The organism is Aeromonas sp. FDAARGOS 1411, from assembly GCF_019047125.1.
In the GTDB taxonomy this organism is placed as follows: domain Bacteria; phylum Pseudomonadota; class Gammaproteobacteria; order Enterobacterales; family Aeromonadaceae; genus Aeromonas; species Aeromonas veronii.
In genome coordinates this window covers 2,975,818-2,991,756 of sequence record NZ_CP077214.1, presented here as the reverse complement: position 1 = coordinate 2,991,756, position 15,939 = coordinate 2,975,818, and the positions used below count along the sequence as shown (strand labels likewise).

Below are 15,939 nucleotides of genomic sequence, written 5' to 3'. Positions count from 1 at the left end.
CGTTTGAGCAGTGACACAACCTATAACTAGGGAAAATCTGGGCAAGCGTCAATAGCCATGGGGGGATAATGTTAAGTGGCGAAGAAATAGTCAGCAGATTGTGTCTGCGTGCTAGCAGGTTTCAGGCCTGCTCACGGTTTTTCGCGTGTGGAATGTGACTATTTCCGCAGATCTTGATGAAAACCCCAGCGTTTGACGCGTTCGGCTCGATAAAGGCTTTGCCTGTGCGTTTTTTTTTGCATAGAGTGACCCAGCGCTAAATGCCCGATCATAAAGGAAATGTTATGAACAAAGCTCAACTTGTCGATGCGATTGCCGCCAAAGCAGATCTGAGCAAAGCTCAGGCCAAAGTGGCTCTGGAAGAGATCATCAATGGTATTACCCAGAGCTTGAAAGAAGGCGATGCTGTGCAACTGGTCGGTTTTGGCACCTTCAAGGTCACCCACCGCGCAGGCCGCACCGGTCGTAACCCGCAAACTGGTAAAGAGATCCAGATTGCTGCTGCCAACGTGCCTTCATTCGTGGCTGGCAAGGCTCTGAAAGACGCCGTCAAGTAAGTCCGAAAGTCTGTTTTGTCCAATGCCAGTCAGCGAGCTGACTGGCATTGTTTTTATGGGATTCTCCCATCCTTCCTATTAGTCCTTCCTGACTTTTCCTTCTGTCAGCCTCGTTGCGGCTGAGGCCTTATGCCGTTTGCGGGTTGGATGGCAGCGGCCAGATCCGCTCATAGGCCCAGGTAAAGACCATGATGTAGACGAGGTAGAAGGCGACGAAGCCGAGATCCAGCATCAGGGCGTCCCACACTCCCAAATCGAGCCAGAACATGACGCAAGGGAGGGAGAGCATCATAAAGCTCGCTTCATAGCCAAACGCGTGCAGGAAGCGGTCCAGTGGTCGCTTGTTGGTGCGCCCGCAAAGTTTGAGCAACCCCTTGTCGAACAACAGGTTCCAGCCGTAGGTCCAGGCAGTGGCGACGATGGAGAAGAAGATGGCCAGCGAACCGACCTCGGCGACGCCCTGACCGAACAGCTGGCTGATCAGCGGTGCGACCAGTGCCAGCCCGATGCCTTCGTAGAGAACCAGGTAACGAAGTCGATCCGGGGTGGTGCGTAGTTGGGTACTACTCATGGGTGATGTGCCTCCTGTGGGAGGCGCATTCTAATCAGTGAGTGGTTAGAAGAGAAGCATCGGCCCGTCATGACTGGCGTTTAGGGGCATGATGATGCCCCCTCTTTGCGATACTTTTCTATTGCCTACTTGGGCGGTAGCCCTGAGTGGTCAAGTCTGCGACTCAGGCGCCGGTTGGCATGACCCGGGTCAGCATGGCAAAGCCCTCTTCCACTTGGGTGAGCTCTACCTTGACCTCTCCCAACTCGGCGAGCGAGGCAACATGGGTGCCACCACAGGGAATGTTCACCTCTTGGCCTTCCAGCATGCAGTGCCAGTAACGAGAATCGATGATCGCCTCGCCAGCGCGGCTACGGCGGATCTCGCCTCCGGCTGCGATCCAGTCGGCCAGCTGCTGGTTGACCTTCTCTTCAATCAACGCCAGATCTGCTAGCAGCGCCTCGCTGTTGACCCCCTTCTTGCGCAGGCTCTTGCCGATGCGGTACTGCTCCCGTGATCCGCAAGGCTCGACCCGCGAGCTTTGAATAGCAAGACGATCGAAGTCGGGCTGGCCCAGTGCATCGCGCTCGCTTACCTCCTTGCGCCAGTAGGGGATGAGTACCCGGTTGAGGGCCATCGCGGCCAGATGGCAGCCGCTATGGCCCAGACTCAGGGCGTGGCGGGCGGCGCTATCTACTTGCAATTCGACCTGGCTGCCAACGGCCAGCTCATGGTCACCGGTCAGCGGGTGGACCACCACGAAACGCCACCCCTCAGCGCCTCGTTTGACCGGAATGGCAGTATCGACAAACAGCTCGCCATCCGGGCTGATGGCCCCCATCCGGCAAGGGCCAATGGCGGCTTCGCCCCCTTCCCAGCGAGCATGGCCCACATCCCCCGGCTGATCGGGCCAGAGGTGGCTCTGGGGATGAAAGGGGGTGAGGTCGGTGACCAGCAGTGTGGTATCACCGCGCTGGCAGCAGACCACGCTGGCCTGCTCCTGATGATGGCCCAGTACGAAGCTGGCTCGGGTATGTTCCATGGCAAGGCTCCCGCAACGATAAATGAGAAGAGAAAGCGGCAGCATACGCCAAAGTGCGAAGAGGCTCATTAACCAGAGTTAATGAGCCCCTCTTCTCGGTTTGACGGTTCGCTAGATCATGGCGACCAACAGATAGGCATTGAGCCCGATCACCAGCGCAACGATAAGGCGGCCGATGGCTTGTGTGACCGGATGGTTGCGATGTTGCCCCATCAGCGCCCGATCGCCGGTCAGCATCAACAGCGGGATCAGGGCCAGCGCGATGCCAAAGCTCAGGATCACCTGACTCAACACCAGAATTTCGGTGGTGTTGAGCCCCATGGCGATCACTACGAAGGCGGGAGCCATGGTGATGGCGCGACGCAGCCAGAGCGGGATGGTAAAGCGGACAAACCCCTGCATTACTACTTGCCCGGCCAGGGTACCCACCACGGTAGAGCTGATGCCGGAGGCGACCAGCGAGAGGCCAAACAGGGTGGCTGCAGCTTGACCCAGCAGCGGAGTGAGGGTCTGGTAGGCGGATTCCAGCTCCGCCACCTGCTGGTGGCCCGAGCTGTGGAACGCGGCGGCCGCCATCGCCATCATCGCCAGATTGACGAAGCCGGCGATAGTCATGGCAATCGCCACATCGACCCGGGTGGTGTGCAGCCGCTGGCTGACCGAGCCCTGATCCTGCGTGTGCTGGGTCAGTGCCGAGTGCAGGTAGATAACGTGGGGCATCACGGTGGCACCGAGCACACCGGCGGCCAGATAGACGGCATCGCTGTTGGGCAAACCGGGGAAGAGGGCCCCTTCCAGCAGGCTGGGCAGATGGGGGCGGGAGAAGATCAGCTCGACGATGTAGGCCGCCGCGACAAACAGCAGCAGGCCACCGACCACGAATTCCAGCGGTTTCTGACCACGGGATTGCAGCATCAGGATCCCCCAGGTCACCACGGCGGTGATGCAGGCCCCTTCAAGCAAGGTCACGCCAAGCAGCAGCTTGAAGCCGACTGCGGCGCCGATAAATTCGGCGAGGTCGGTGGCCATGGCGATGATCTCTGCCTGCACCCAGTAGGCCCAGACCGCCGGTTTCGGCAGTCGGTCGCGGATGTGCTCCGCCAGATTTTTGCCGGTGACGATGCCGAGCTTGGCCGAGAGGGTTTGCACCACCATGGCCATCAGGTTGGCCCATACCACTACCCAGAGCAACTGGTAGCCAAAGGTAGAGCCCGCCTGAATATTGGTGGCGAAGTTGCCCGGGTCGATATAGCCGATGGCGGCGATAAAGGCAGGCCCGAGCAGGGTCAGTTTGAATTTGCGGGCTGGAATCGTAGTCGTCAGTGCGGGTTGCATGGCATCACCCTCCATAAGGATATGGAGAGAGAATAGATCTAAGTGATAATTATTATCAATTGTTGTTTCTGATGATTTCCATCGGGAAAAACATTTAAGGCAGTCAGTTGCAGTGAGGGATGTGATTTCGTACAATACGCCGCCCTAGAAAAGCAGCGACTAAACACCTTTATGTTCCTTGCCTCCGAGGTCTGGCTGCACCTGGGCGGAGGCTGAATTAATCCGTAAGGAGCTAAAATGCGTCATTACGAAATCGTCTTCATGGTTCATCCGGACCAGAGCGAGCAAGTTCCCGGCATGATCGAGCGTTACACCGGCGCCATCACCACCTCCGGTGGTACCATTCATCGCCTGGAAGATTGGGGCCGCCGTCAGCTGGCTTACCCGATCGACAAACTGCACAAAGCCCACTACGTTCTGATGAACGTAGAAGCAGAGCAAGCCGTTATCGATGAGCTGGAAACCAACTTCCGCTTCAACGATGCCGTTATCCGCAACATGATCATGCGCACCAAGCACGCCGTGACTGAAGTTTCTCCGATGGCCAAGGCCAAAGAAGAGCGCTTCACCCGTCGTGACGACGAGCGCCGCGAAGAAGCTACTGAAGCTGCTTCCGAAGAGTAATTCTGGATCACTGACTAGAGGATAAAGGCCATGGCACGTTATTTCCGTCGTCGTAAGTTCTGCCGCTTCACCGCCGAGAACGTTACCGAGATCGACTACAAAGATATCGTTACTCTGAAAAACTACATCACTGAATCTGGCAAGATCGTACCGAGCCGTATCACCGGTACCCGCGCCAAGTATCAGCGTCAGCTGGCACGCGCCATCAAGCGTGCTCGTTACCTGGCTCTGCTGCCGTACACCGATCTGCACAACAAGTAAGAATCGGCCCGGCACTTAAGCCTAACTCAACGAAATTTATAGAGGAAAGGTAATGCAAGTTATCCTGCTCGACAAAATCGCCAAACTGGGCGGTCTGGGTGACCAAGTTTCCGTGAAATCTGGTTATGCCCGTAACTACCTGATCCCGCAAGGCAAAGCTGTTATGGCCACCAAGGCCAACATCGAAGCTTTCGGTGCTCGTCGCGCTGAGCTGGAAGCCAAACTGGCTGCCAACAAAGCTGCTGCTGAAGAGCGTGCTGCCAAGCTGGCCGAACTGGCTACCGTGGTTATCGCTTCCAAGTCTGGCGACGAAGGCAAGCTGTTCGGTTCCATCGGTACCCGTGACGTGGCTGAAGCCATCACTGCTGCCGGCGTAGCCGTTGCCAAGAGCGAAGTCCGCATGGGCAACGTTCTGCGTAACACCGGTGACTACGAAGTTGCTGTTCAGCTGCACGCTGACGTTAAAGCAACCGTACAGATCCAGGTTGTTGCCCTGTAATAGCGATTCGCTTTTGCAGAGAAAACCCGCGCTCTTGCGCGGGTTTTTTATTTTCCGGCCCGGGGGTAGAGTGAAGGTCTGTTCCACTGGAGGAGATCCCTATGGCTTGGGTAGAAGGTCGCGTCATCGAACGCATCGAATGGACACCCACCCTGTTCTCCTTGCGGGTAGCGGCCGAGCTGGCCCCCTACAAGGCAGGCCAATTCACCAAGCTGGCCCTTGAGCAGGGCGAGCGGCGCATTCAGCGCGCCTACTCTTTCGTCAATCCTCCCTCTGCGCCATACCACGAGTTCTATCTGGTCGAGATCCCGAGCGGTGAGCTGACCCCTTCTCTCGGCTCGCTGCAAGCGGGCGATACCCTGCTGGTGCAGTCTCTGGCCACCGGCTTTCTGACATTGGATGAGGTTCCGGCCGGACGCGATCTCTGGCTACTCTCGACCGGCACCGCCATCGGCCCCTTCCTCTCCATGCTGGCCGAGGGCGAGGCCTTCAACCGTTTCGAGAATCTGGTGCTGGTACACGGGGTGCGCAAAGGCGAAGAGCTGAGCTATCAGGCTTTGATAGCCAGCTTTGCCGAGCAATATGGCGAGCGTTTTTGCTATGTCCCCTTTGTCAGCCGCGAGCCTTGGCCCGATGCAATGGCTGGCAGGATCCCGGCGGCGATTGCCAATGGTCAGCTGCAGGCTAGAGTGGGGTTGGAGTTTTCACCCGAGCTGAGTCAGGTGCTGATTTGCGGCAATCCGGAGATGGTGAAAGAGACCCAGCAGACCTTGCTGGCGCTCGGGTTGGCCAAGAATCTGCGGCGGGCGCCGGGCAATATCAGTGCGGAGAATTATTGGTAAAAAAAATCAGCACAGGGGCGCCAGGCCCCTGTTGCATCAGGAGAGGGCATTCAGTTCTTCTTGCCGTTGCCCTTGTTTTTATCTTTCTGTTTGTCGTGACCTTGTCCGGGATTATTGCCACTGTGGATGCTGCGGTTGTAGTGATCCCGATACTTGCCATCCATCTTGTCGCAGTTGAGTTTGATCCGGCTGTCGCCAATGCCAAGATCCAGACAGTTGTCCTGCCACCAGTCGTACTCTTTGTCATCCCAGTCGAGATTGATCTTGATGTCATCACCGGAGATCTTGATGCCATCGCTATTTTTGCCTGGCGGAGCCGCAACCGCGATGCCATGTGCCATCAGCAGGGAAAGCAGCAGGGCGCCGCGCTGGATAACGGGGTTGTGTTTGGCTTGGGTCATTGCAAGGGTACTCCTGTCGTTATTGGCCACTCTGCGAGTTGGCTGGGAGCTGGTTGGTTTGCGGTGGCTGGTTGCGATTCTCTTCATCTTCCAGATTGAATTTGACCGCCCTGCAGTCGGCCGGGGCGGTTTCGCCGACCCCCAAGTCGAGGCAGTCGTTCTGGGTCCAGCCGAACTGCTTGTCATCCCAGTCCAGATTGAATTTAAGCTCATCGACGGAGAATTCGGAGCCACTGCTCTCTTGATATTGCTGGGTCGCTGCGGCGCTGCCGGTAACCAGGAGAAGGGAGAGTAGCAAAGTGGTCTTACTGTTCATGATGGCCTCGGATAATTGCAACGGTGGATGAGTGTACAGACCGGAGCTGAACCCGGGCGGAACTGTTCCCCATCTCACTACATGATCAAGTCAGGGAGGGATTGTATCGCTTTTCTGCTGCCGATTTGTCCGTTTTGGTCGCACTCTGGGCAGCTGGTTGCCAATCTGAAGGAATTCAGTCATTTGCCCTTCTCTGGGCGAGTCTGGCGACTATAATCGGCAGCCAACTTTTCCTGCACAGCACACCCCTTCATCATGACCACACAGGACTCCTCCACATTGCGCTACCCCAAGGGGTGGTTTGCTCTGACGACGGTATACAGTTTCACCGGGTTGGCCATTCTGGCTTCCATTATCTTCTCCCTGCTGCTGTTCCTCTCCATCGATGACAACCCGCTGATGAAGTGGCTGTTCGGCGGCTTGGCCATCATCTTTGAGCTGGGCAAGTTTTACGTCTGGTACGAGTACGGCGAGCGCAAGGCGCGGCGTGATCTGAGTGGCGCTTTCTGGTCGCTGCTGTTTTACAGCGTGCTGGCGGCCATCTCCATCGGCGGCAGTATTGGTGGCATCAACAGCGCCACCAACACGGTACTGAGCCAGCAGGCGCGCCACGAACGGGAACTGGCCCGTTTCGACGAGCAGATCGCCAGCATCGAGCGGCAGATCCAGCTCAACGAGGAGGCGGCCCGCAAATATATCGAGCTGGAGCGCATCTCCAGTGGCGTCTCCTCGTTGCAGCATGCCAACACCAAGCTGCGCTTGCAGCAGGATGAGCTGCGTCAGCAGCGCGATGCCAAGCCGGTCAACGAACAATCCTCCATGCTGGGGCTGATGAGCAGTCTGGCGGACGGGGTGGGGATGAGCATCAGTCAGGTGCAGTTCCTGCTGGTCTGCTTCCTCTCGGTGCTGCTCGACGTGTTCGGTGCCTTTTTCGTCAGTCTGATCGGCGAGGAGAACCGCTTTCGCCGGATGTGGCGCTGGCAGCAGGAGCAAGCTCGCAAAGAGGCGCAGGCAGCGTTGGCGATGGCGACACAACCCGAGCCCACAATGCCCCCCGAGCCGGCCCCCGAAGTGCTGGCGCAGGTGCGCGGTGCGCTGGTGAGCGGTGAGCTCAAGTGCAGCAAGCGCTCGGTGGCACAGGCGCTGTCACTCTCGCTGGAGGAGGTGGATCGGGTGTTCCACCATCTGCTGTCGCAAGGGGTGTTGGGGCAGGGGAGCAATCGCCACTACTACCTCAATCCGGCGCTGGAGCAGCAAGCTGGATAATAAGAAGGCCACCGGAACGCGGTGGCCTTTTTCATTATCGAGTGGCTGTGGCACTCAGTGAGTCAGCACCATCATCAGGCTGAGGAAGGCGGCCAGTCCGCCACCGATGCCGATGATCCAGTAAAACCCCTTGGCCCCCTGTTTGAGCGGGATGCGGAAGTAGAGCAGAAACGCCCACCACCCCAGTGCCAGCAACAGAGGAATAAGAAACATTCGAGCCATGGTGTCCTCGCTGTTATTCTGTTGACCCTTGATCAATCAACAGGATGGATTGTGCAATGACGCAACTACAGATTACCGCATTCGGTGACCCCTCGGTACTCAAGCTCAACCCTTCCCTCGATAAGGTGCCAGCCGATGGCGAAGTGCGGGTGCGCATCTGCTTTGCGGGGGTCAATCCCATCGATGCCAAAACTCGCGCCGGTCTTGGCTGGGCGGCTGCCCAGAACAAGGACAAGCTGCCCTGGACACCGGGTTATGACGTCTCCGGCGTGGTGGAGAAGCTGGGCCCCGGCGTGACCTCGCTGGTCGAGGGGGATTTGGTGTGCGGCATGGTCGGTTTTCCCCTCGCTGCCGGTGGCTACGGGGAGTCTGTGGTGGCAAGCGAGAGCGAGCTGGTCAAGCTCGACGGGGTGAGCCTGCAGCAGGGGGCGGCGCTGCCACTGGCTGGTCTCACCGCCTGGCAGGGGCTGCTTGAGCACGGCGGCCTCCAGAGCGGTCAGCGGGTCTTGATCCTCGCCGGTGCCGGTGGTGTCGGCCATCTGGCGGTGCAGTTTGCCAGCGCCTATGGCGCCGAGGTGGTGGCTACCGCAAGCCCGGACAACCATGGCTTCCTGCATGCTCTGGGGGCGCGCTGGATGGTGGATTACCACGACGCGAACTGGCCAGCACGGGTGGTGGCAGAGGTCGGCCAGGTCGATCTGGTGCTGGATCTGGTAGGCGGCGAGAGCGGCAAGGCGGCGCTCGCCTGTGTCAAGCCGGGTGGCCGCTTGGTGACGGTTCCCACCATCACCGCCCAGCAGATCAAGGATGCTGGGGCTGCGGCGGGTATCGAGGTGGTCGGCATGCTGGTTCACCCTGACCAGAAACAGCTGGGTCAGATGTTGATGCTGCTGCGTCAGGGGGAGGTGAAGGTCACCCTCGCCGGTGAATTCCCCTTGGCCGAGGGGGCGCTGGCCCATCAGGCTATCGAAGGGGGCCATGTGCGCGGCAAGCTGCTGCTGCGCATGCCCGCCGCCGACGGTTATCCTGCATGAGCGGGATGATGGCGATGTCACATGGTGTGGTTGTTGCTGAGTGCCTCTCGTCCTTGCCTCTGTGGTGGGGACGCGCAGCATGAATGAGTTGATGCAGATGGGGCTGGGGTGGCTCTTTTTAAGTGCATTCACCTCCGCCACCCTGCTACCCGGTAGCTCCGAAGTGCTGCTGGGGGCCATGGCGGCCAAGGGGGAGTGGAGCATGGCGAGCCTGCTGCTGTGGGCGACGCTGGGCAATACCTTCGGCTCCATGACCACCTGGTGGCTCGGCTGGCTCGCCACCTTCAAGAAAAAACCGGAAGATTTTCAAGGCCGTGGGGAACAAAAAGCCTTAGGCTGGCTCAAACAACATGGTCACTGGTGTCTGCTGCTTGCCTGGACGCCGGTGGTCGGTGATGGTCTCTGTCTGTTGGCCGGTTGGCTGCGCCTCTCCTTCTGGCGCTCTCTCATTCTGATCGGGCTCGGCAAATTGTTCCGTTATGCCCTGGTTTTTCTACTGGCCAGTCACATTTTCTAGCCTGTTTTTGTCACTCACGAGGTTACCGTGAACAAAGTCATACCTTTAACGATTCTGCTGGGCTTCACCCTGCCGGTGCTGGCGGCACCGACCCTGATCGCCGAACAGGGCAAGGAGGAGGGCAAGCTCGCCATCCCCTACCAGATGTACAAGCTGGACAACGGCCTGACCGTGATCCTGGCCCCCGACCGCTCCGATCCGCTGGTGCACCTCGATGTGACCTATCACGTCGGTTCATCCCGCGAGACGGTCGGCAAGTCCGGTTTCGCCCACTTCTTCGAGCACATGATGTTCCAGGGTTCGAAGCACGTTGGTGATCAGGAGCACATGCGGATCATCAACGAGGCCGGTGGTGACATGAACGGCACCACCAACAAGGATCGCACCAACTACTACGAAACTGTGCCGGCCAACCAGCTGGAAAAAGTGCTCTGGCTGGAGGCGGACCGGATGGGCTTCCTGCTCGATGCGGTGAGCCAGAAGAAGTTCGAGATCCAGCGCGCCACCGTCAAGAACGAGCGGGCCCAGCGGGTCGATAACCAGCCATACGGGCTGGTGAGCGAGAAGGTAGGGGAGGCGCTCTATCCGCGCACTCACCCCTACTCCTGGCAGCCTATCGGTTACGTGGAAGATCTCGACCGGGTCGATGTGAACGACCTCAAGCAGTTCTTCCTGCGCTGGTATGGCCCCAACAACGCCACCCTGACTCTGGGCGGCGACTTTGACAGCAAGCAGGCCCTCGAGTGGATCGAGAAGTACTTCGGCTCCATCCCGCGCGGCCCGGACGTGGCCGAGCCGACGCCAAAGCCGGTGACCCTGCCCGAGACCCGCTACGTGACGCTGCAGGACAAGGTGCACCTGCCGCTGCTCTATATCAGCTACCCCACCGTCTCTCTTGGCGATCCGCAGGAGCCGGCACTCGACATGTTTGCCGACGTGCTGGGCGGTTCCGCCAGCTCCATGCTCTACCAGTCGCTGGTGAAAACCGGCAAGGCGATCGATGTGGGGGCGTCCCACTACTGCGAAGAGCTGGCCTGTACCCTGACCGTCTACGCCTACCCCAATCCGTCGCAGGATGGCAGCCTCAAGACCCTCAAGGGGGAGGTGGACAAGGTGATCGGCGAATTCGCCCAGCGCGGCCTCAAGCCGGAAGATCTGGAGAAGGCGATCGCCAAGTACCGTGCCTCCGCCATCTGGGGTCTGGACAGCGTCTCCGGCAAGGTGAGCCAGCTCGCCATGGGTCAGGTGTTTGCCCAGGATCCCAACTATGTGTTCAAGACGCTGGATGCCATCGGCAAGGTGACACCGGAGCAGGTGAAGGCCGCCTACGACAAGTTCATCGCCGACAAGCCTGCGGTGGTGCTGAGCGTGGTGCCCAAGGGCAAGACAGAGTGGCAGGTTGCCACCCCGAACTTTACCCCCGCCAAGCGCGAGTTGCCGGATTACAGCAAGCATGACGAGGCGCTGGCCGAACGACCGGTAAAAGACAATTTCGATCGCAGCGTGCAGCCCAAGGCGAGCGAGGCGGTGAGCGTCAAGGTGCCCGCCATCTGGCACGGCAAGCTCGACAAGAACATCGAGATTATTGGCACCAAGAGTGACGAGATCCCCGCCGTCTCCATTATGATCGCCCTGCCAGGCGGCATTCGTGCCGAAGATAAGGGGCAACTGGGGCTGGCCAATCTGACCGCCGCCATGATGGGGCAGGGCACGGTGCGCCTGACCGAGGCTCAGCTTAGCGACGAGCTGCAAAAGCTGGGTTCAAGCATCGATGTCTCCAGCGCCCAGTACAACAACCTCATCACCGTCAGCTCGCTGGCGGACAAGTTGCCCCAGACCCTGGCGCTGGTGCGCGAGGTGCTGGAGCGCCCGGGCATGCGGGAGGCTGACTTCGAGCGGGTCAAGGCGCAGCTGCTGCAAGGGATGCAACAGGCCCAGCAGCAGCCCGAGTGGCTGGCCGGGCAGGCGTTCCGCGAGCTGGTCTACGGCAAGCAGAACCGCCTCGGTCAACCTACCGACGGGGTAGCGGCCGATGTGGCCAAGCTGACCCTGGCGGACGTGAAGCACTTCTATCAGGCCTACTACAACCCCACCAACGCCAAAGTGGTGGTGGTCGGTGATGTGGATCAGAAGCAGATCGAGGAGCAACTTGGCTTCCTGACCGAGTGGAAGGGGGCCACGCCGACTCTGGGGGATCTCAAGCTCAAGGGTGAGCAGGCCAAGCCTGGCATCTATCTGGTCGACAAGCCGGGGGCGCCCCAGTCGGTGATCCGCATCGGTCGTCGCGCCATGCCGTTCGATACCACGGGGGATTACTTCACCGCCGGGTTGATGAACTTCAACCTGGGTGGCAACTTCAACAGCCGCATCAACCTCAACCTGCGGGAAGACAAGGGCTACACCTACGGCGCCAGCTCGGGTTTCTCCGCCAACCGCGAGGTGGGCACCTTCGCCACCGGCGCCAATGTGCGGGCCGATGCGACTGTGGATGCCATCCGCCAGTTCCTCAAGGAGATGGACAACTACCGCAAGAGCGGCCCGACCCCGGTCGAGCTGGCCTATATGCGCAGCGCGGTCTCCCAGCAGGATGCCCTCTCTTACGAGACCTTGGGCCAGAAGGCGGGCTTCCTGCTGCAGATGGTGATGTATGACCTGAAACCGGACTATGTGCAGGCCCAGAACAACCTGATCAAAACGGTGTCGCCCGAGGCGCTGAAGGCCAGTGCCGCCCGTTGGCTCAATCCGGCCGACATGGTGATCGTGGTGGTGGGAGACAAGCAAAAGCTTGAAAAACCCCTGAAGGAGCTTCATCTTCCCATCTATCCGCTGCAGTTGCCGTAACTGACGCTTTATAAAAATCAAGAGCCGCCCCGGATGGGGCGGCCTCACATGAGCCGTGAATATGACTACAACAAGCTTGTCGCTCACCGAGTTGCTGAATGCGTTGGGATCACCGGAGCGCCTCACCGCGCTCAAGGGGATCCGGCGCGGGATCGAACGTGAATGCCTGCGCATCACGCCGGATGGCCGACTCGCCCAGAGTGACCATCCCCGGGCGCTGGGCTCGGCCCTGACCCATCCCAATATCACCACCGACTACTCAGAGAGCCTGCTGGAGTTCATCACCCCGGCCACTGACTCCATCGACAGCCTGATGGAGCAGCTCGGCGACATCCATCACCATGTGATTCAACATCTGGGTGACGAGCGGATTTGGCCGCTCTCCATGCCCTGCTTCGTCGGCGGGGAAGAGAGTATCCGGCTGGCCCAGTACGGCAGCTCCAACATCGGCAAAATGAAGACCCTCTACCGTCAGGGTTTGAAGAACCGCTACGGCAGCCTGATGCAGGTGATCGCCGGGGTGCACTTCAATTTCTCCATGCCAGACAGCTTCTGGAGCGAGTGGCAGGATCTGGTGTGCGAAGGGTGCTGCAGCCAGCGCTTTATCTCCGACAAGTACATGGGGCTTATTCGCAACGTCTACCGCTTCGGCTGGCTGGTACCCTATCTGTTTGGTGCCTCCCCGGCCATCTGCGAATCCTTCCTCAAAGGGCGCAAGAGCAACCTGCCGTTCGAGAAGACCGGCAAGGGTACCCTCTATCTGCCTTACGCCACCGCGCTGCGTCTCTCCGATCTCGGCTATACCAACAGCGCCCAGGCTGGGCTCAAGATCAGCCACGACAATCTGCCGGCCTATGTCAGCAGCCTGCGCCGTGCCATCAACACCCACAATCCCGACTTTGCCAAGATTGGGGTCAAGGTGGATGGGGAGTATCGTCAGCTCAACGACAACGTGTTGCAGCTGGAGAACGAGCTCTACGCCCCGATCCGCCCCAAGCGCACCCCGCGCAGCGGCGAGAAGCCCTCGGATGCGCTGGATCAGCGCGGCATCGAATACATCGAGCTGCGCACCGTGGACGTCAATCCCTTCACCCCGCTCGGCATCGACGCAGACCAGATCCGCTTCTTCGATCTGTTCCTGGTCTGGTGCCTGCTGCGCCCCTCTCCGGTGCTGAGTGACGAGGAGATTGCCCGCAACCGCCGCAACCAGAACAAGGTGGTGCTGGAAGGGCGTCGTCCCGGCCTGACGCTTGAAGATGAGCAGGGCAATGCCATTGGCCTCAAAGAGTACGGACTCAAACTGTTCGACGAGCTGGCTCAGGTGGCCGATCTGCTGGATCGCTGCTGCGGCCGCAACCGCTATCGCGAGACGCTGGCGATGCACCGCGAGAAGCTGCTCAACCCCGAGCTCACCTACTCCGCTCGCATGCTCAGGGAGCTGCTGGAGAGCGGCAAGGACAACGGCTGCTATGGCGACAAGCTGGCGACCCGCTATCGCGAGGAGCTGCTGGCAGGGGAGCTGCAATACTGGGATGAGGCCTACTTTGCCGGTGAGGCGAAGGATTCCTTGGCCAAGCAGCGGGAGCGCGAGCGCAGCGACAGCCTGTCGTTCGATGACTTTCTGGCCGACTACTTCGGGACCAGTACCACTTCAGCCTGAAGGCGGGTTCGACCAACCAAAGTGCCAACAAAAAGCCGCTCGAGTGAGCGGCTTTTTTATTTCTCTGAACCTGAGCGATATCAGACGTGGTTATACATGGCCTCGATTTCGCTCTGGTATTTTGCCTCGATGATCTTGCGGCGCAGCTTCATAGTGGGGGTCAGCTCACCCAGCTCCATGGAGAAGGCGCTCGGCAGCAGGGTGAACTTCTTCACCTGCTCGAACTTGGCCAGCTCTTTTTGCAAGTCGGCGATGCGGGCTTCGAAGAACTCCATCACCCGGGAGTGGCGCAACAGCTCGGTCTTGCACTGGTACTGCAGGTTGATGGAGCGGGCGTACTCCTCCAGCGACTCGAAGCAGGGGACGATCAGCGCCGAGACGAAGTGACGGGCATCGGCGACGATGGCGATCTGCTCGATAAAGCGATCCTTGCCGATGGTCCCTTCCACCAGTTGCGGGGCCACGTACTTGCCGTTGGAGGTCTTCATCAGCTCCTTGAGGCGCTCGGTGAAGTAGATATTGCCCTGGCTGTCGAGCTCACCGGCATCGCCGGTACGCAGGAAGCCATCCTCGGTCATCACCTCGGCGGTCGCGTCCGGCTTGTTGTAGTAGCCGCGCATTACTGTGGGGGAGCGCACCAGCAGTTCGTTGTTCTCACCCAGCTTCACCTCGATGCCGTTCAGTGCCGTGCCAATGGAGCCGAGCTTGAACTGGCAGTCTTCGTAGCAGCAGACGGTGGCGGTGGTCTCGGTCATGCCGTAGCCATACTTGAGGTTGAGTCCCATCGCCTGGAAGAAGAGGTTCACATCGTCGGCCAGACGGGCGCCCGCCACCGGCAGGAAGCGGGTGCGGCCGCCAAAGCGGGCGCGCAGCTTGCGAAACACCAGTCGCTCGGCGAGCCAGAGCTGGCCGTAGAGCAGCGGGGAAGCGGACTTGCCCGCCTGACGGGTGGCAACCATCTGCTTGCCGACCTTGGTCGCCCAGCCAAACAGGGCGCGGCGCAGAGCCGGAGCCTGAGCGACTTTGGCCTGGATCATGGCGTAGGCCTTCTCGTAGAGGCGCGGCACGGCGCACATTACGGTCGGCTGCACCTCGCCAATCACATCCATCACCTTCTGCGGATCGCGGATATAGACGTTCTCGGCGCCGCAATAGAGCACGTAATAGCTCCATGCCCGCTCGAACACGTGGCTGAGCGGCAACATGCAGAGCGACACATCCTGCTGATTGAGGTCGAGGCGGCTGTTGTGCATCTCGAAACAGGCGGCGATGTTGCTGAAGTCGAGCATCACCCCCTTGGGCTCGCCTGTGGTGCCGGAGGTGTAGATCAGGGTCAGCAGATCATCCATCCGGTACTGGGTTTCCCGTACTCGCAGTTCCTGCTCGCTGGGCTGATGGTTGCCGGAGACCAGAAATGTCTGGAAGTGACTCGCCTGCTCGCAGCCGCGCAGGTTGACGTTGCCGTCGAGGGCGATGAGCTGGCGGATCTCGCCGCTTTCAATCAGTTGCAGCGCCTGATCGAACTGAGGTTGTTCGCCAACGAACAGCACCTTGATGCCGGCATCTTTGACGATGTAGCGCAGCTGATCGAGCGTGCTGGTGGGGTAGATAGGGACGCTGACGCCGCGGGCGGCAAGGATGCCGAGATCGGCCTGGGTCCACTCCGGCATGTTGCGGGCATAGATGCCGACCATTTCGGTTGGCTGGTGGCCGGCGCGGATCAGCGCCTGTGCGCAGTAGTCCATGGCCTGGCCCAGAGTACGCCAGCCGATGGCGCGCCACTGGCCATCTTGCTGAACCCGCAGGGCAGCCTTGTTGCCAAGCTGGGCAATACGTTCACGCATCAGTCGAACCAGATGAAGCTTCGGCATCAGTTAAACATCCTTTAATTACAGTTGTACGCCCGCGAGGGCACTAAAAATCGGGCTAGAGTTTAAACTCCAACATTACAGCTTACAAGTGTTCGCCGTTT

The 15,939-nt window shown here is 59.7% G+C and carries 17 protein-coding genes; 10 read left to right on the top strand and 7 right to left on the bottom strand.

All coding sequences use genetic code 11. The features are described from left to right. Positions 1 to 284 precede the first annotated feature (284 nt). Positions 285 to 557: a nucleoid-associated protein HU-alpha gene (gene hupA / locus I6L41_RS13340; RefSeq protein WP_005340484.1), complete on the top strand. Its 273-nt coding sequence runs from the start codon at positions 285 to 287 to the stop codon at positions 555 to 557. 127 nt (positions 558 to 684) lie between these two features. Here hupA and I6L41_RS13335 read toward each other — a convergent pair whose 3' ends face one another. The 3 genes from I6L41_RS13335 to I6L41_RS13325 form a co-directional block, all read right to left on the bottom strand. Continuing rightward, positions 685 to 1,128 carry a PACE efflux transporter gene (locus I6L41_RS13335; protein ID WP_005358045.1) on the bottom strand — a complete coding sequence of 148 codons (444 nt, stop codon included), beginning with the start codon at positions 1,126 to 1,128 and terminating at the stop codon, positions 685 to 687. Between the two features lie 163 nt (positions 1,129 to 1,291). Further along, positions 1,292 to 2,149 (bottom strand): hypothetical protein, encoded by an 858-nt coding sequence (locus I6L41_RS13330; protein ID WP_216959427.1) that lies wholly within the window; start codon positions 2,147 to 2,149, stop codon positions 1,292 to 1,294. A gap of 111 nt (positions 2,150 to 2,260) precedes the next feature. Beyond that, on the bottom strand, positions 2,261 to 3,484 hold the full coding sequence (locus tag I6L41_RS13325) for an Nramp family divalent metal transporter (protein WP_162511762.1): 1,224 nt from the start codon (positions 3,482 to 3,484) through the stop codon (positions 2,261 to 2,263). A 237-nt stretch (positions 3,485 to 3,721) separates the two neighbouring features. On the opposite strand from I6L41_RS13325, the gene rpsF reads away from it, so the two are divergent. The 4 genes from rpsF (at position 3,722) to I6L41_RS13305 (ending at position 5,710) form a co-directional block, all read left to right on the top strand. Continuing rightward, positions 3,722 to 4,108, top strand: coding sequence for a 30S ribosomal protein S6 (gene rpsF, locus I6L41_RS13320; RefSeq protein WP_005308887.1), 387 nt, complete (start codon positions 3,722 to 3,724; stop codon positions 4,106 to 4,108). A gap of 30 nt (positions 4,109 to 4,138) precedes the next feature. Beyond that, positions 4,139 to 4,369, top strand: coding sequence for a 30S ribosomal protein S18 (rpsR, locus tag I6L41_RS13315; protein WP_005308890.1), 231 nt, complete (start codon positions 4,139 to 4,141; stop codon positions 4,367 to 4,369). 52 nt (positions 4,370 to 4,421) lie between these two features. Continuing rightward, on the top strand, positions 4,422 to 4,868 hold the full coding sequence (rplI, locus tag I6L41_RS13310) for a 50S ribosomal protein L9 (RefSeq protein WP_005340490.1): 447 nt from the start codon (positions 4,422 to 4,424) through the stop codon (positions 4,866 to 4,868). A gap of 101 nt (positions 4,869 to 4,969) precedes the next feature. Further along, positions 4,970 to 5,710 (top strand): ferredoxin--NADP reductase, encoded by a 741-nt coding sequence (locus I6L41_RS13305; RefSeq protein ID WP_160880913.1) that lies wholly within the window; start codon positions 4,970 to 4,972, stop codon positions 5,708 to 5,710. A gap of 50 nt (positions 5,711 to 5,760) precedes the next feature. On the opposite strand, the gene I6L41_RS13300 is transcribed toward I6L41_RS13305, so the two are convergent. Together I6L41_RS13300 and I6L41_RS13295 are read right to left on the bottom strand one after the other, a co-directional pair. Then, complete coding sequence (locus I6L41_RS13300) at positions 5,761 to 6,111, bottom strand: hypothetical protein (protein ID WP_160880914.1); 351 nt, start codon at positions 6,109 to 6,111, stop codon at positions 5,761 to 5,763. 19 nt (positions 6,112 to 6,130) lie between these two features. Beyond that, a complete protein-coding gene (locus tag I6L41_RS13295) occupies positions 6,131 to 6,427 on the bottom strand; it encodes a hypothetical protein (RefSeq protein ID WP_005348982.1) in 297 nt (98 codons plus the stop codon). A 255-nt stretch (positions 6,428 to 6,682) separates the two neighbouring features. Between I6L41_RS13295 and I6L41_RS13290 the strand changes: the two genes are divergently transcribed. Then, positions 6,683 to 7,693, top strand: coding sequence for a Preprotein translocase subunit SecY (locus I6L41_RS13290; RefSeq protein WP_216959423.1), 1,011 nt, complete (start codon positions 6,683 to 6,685; stop codon positions 7,691 to 7,693). A 54-nt stretch (positions 7,694 to 7,747) separates the two neighbouring features. Here I6L41_RS13290 and I6L41_RS13285 read toward each other — a convergent pair whose 3' ends face one another. After that, a complete protein-coding gene (locus I6L41_RS13285) occupies positions 7,748 to 7,915 on the bottom strand; it encodes a hypothetical protein (protein WP_005308905.1) in 168 nt (55 codons plus the stop codon). Between the two features lie 56 nt (positions 7,916 to 7,971). Between I6L41_RS13285 and I6L41_RS13280 the strand changes: the two genes are divergently transcribed. The 4 genes from I6L41_RS13280 to gshA all read left to right on the top strand — a co-directional run bounded on the left by I6L41_RS13280 (position 7,972) and on the right by gshA (position 13,967). Then, positions 7,972 to 8,949 carry an NADP-dependent oxidoreductase gene (locus I6L41_RS13280; RefSeq protein ID WP_254203313.1) on the top strand — a complete coding sequence of 326 codons (978 nt, stop codon included), beginning with the start codon at positions 7,972 to 7,974 and terminating at the stop codon, positions 8,947 to 8,949. 79 nt (positions 8,950 to 9,028) lie between these two features. Continuing rightward, a complete protein-coding gene (locus I6L41_RS13275) occupies positions 9,029 to 9,466 on the top strand; it encodes a YqaA family protein (protein WP_216959418.1) in 438 nt (145 codons plus the stop codon). 27 nt (positions 9,467 to 9,493) lie between these two features. After that, on the top strand, positions 9,494 to 12,307 hold the full coding sequence (locus tag I6L41_RS13270) for a pitrilysin family protein (RefSeq protein ID WP_216959413.1): 2,814 nt from the start codon (positions 9,494 to 9,496) through the stop codon (positions 12,305 to 12,307). 61 nt (positions 12,308 to 12,368) lie between these two features. Beyond that, entirely contained in the window at positions 12,369 to 13,967 is a 1,599-nt protein-coding gene (gshA, locus tag I6L41_RS13265) for a glutamate--cysteine ligase (protein ID WP_216959410.1), read from the top strand. A gap of 80 nt (positions 13,968 to 14,047) precedes the next feature. Here the strand turns inward: gshA and I6L41_RS13260 are convergent, their stop codons facing one another. Further along, on the bottom strand, positions 14,048 to 15,838 hold the full coding sequence (locus tag I6L41_RS13260) for a long-chain fatty acid--CoA ligase (RefSeq protein WP_216959407.1): 1,791 nt from the start codon (positions 15,836 to 15,838) through the stop codon (positions 14,048 to 14,050). Positions 15,839 to 15,939 lie beyond the last annotated feature (101 nt).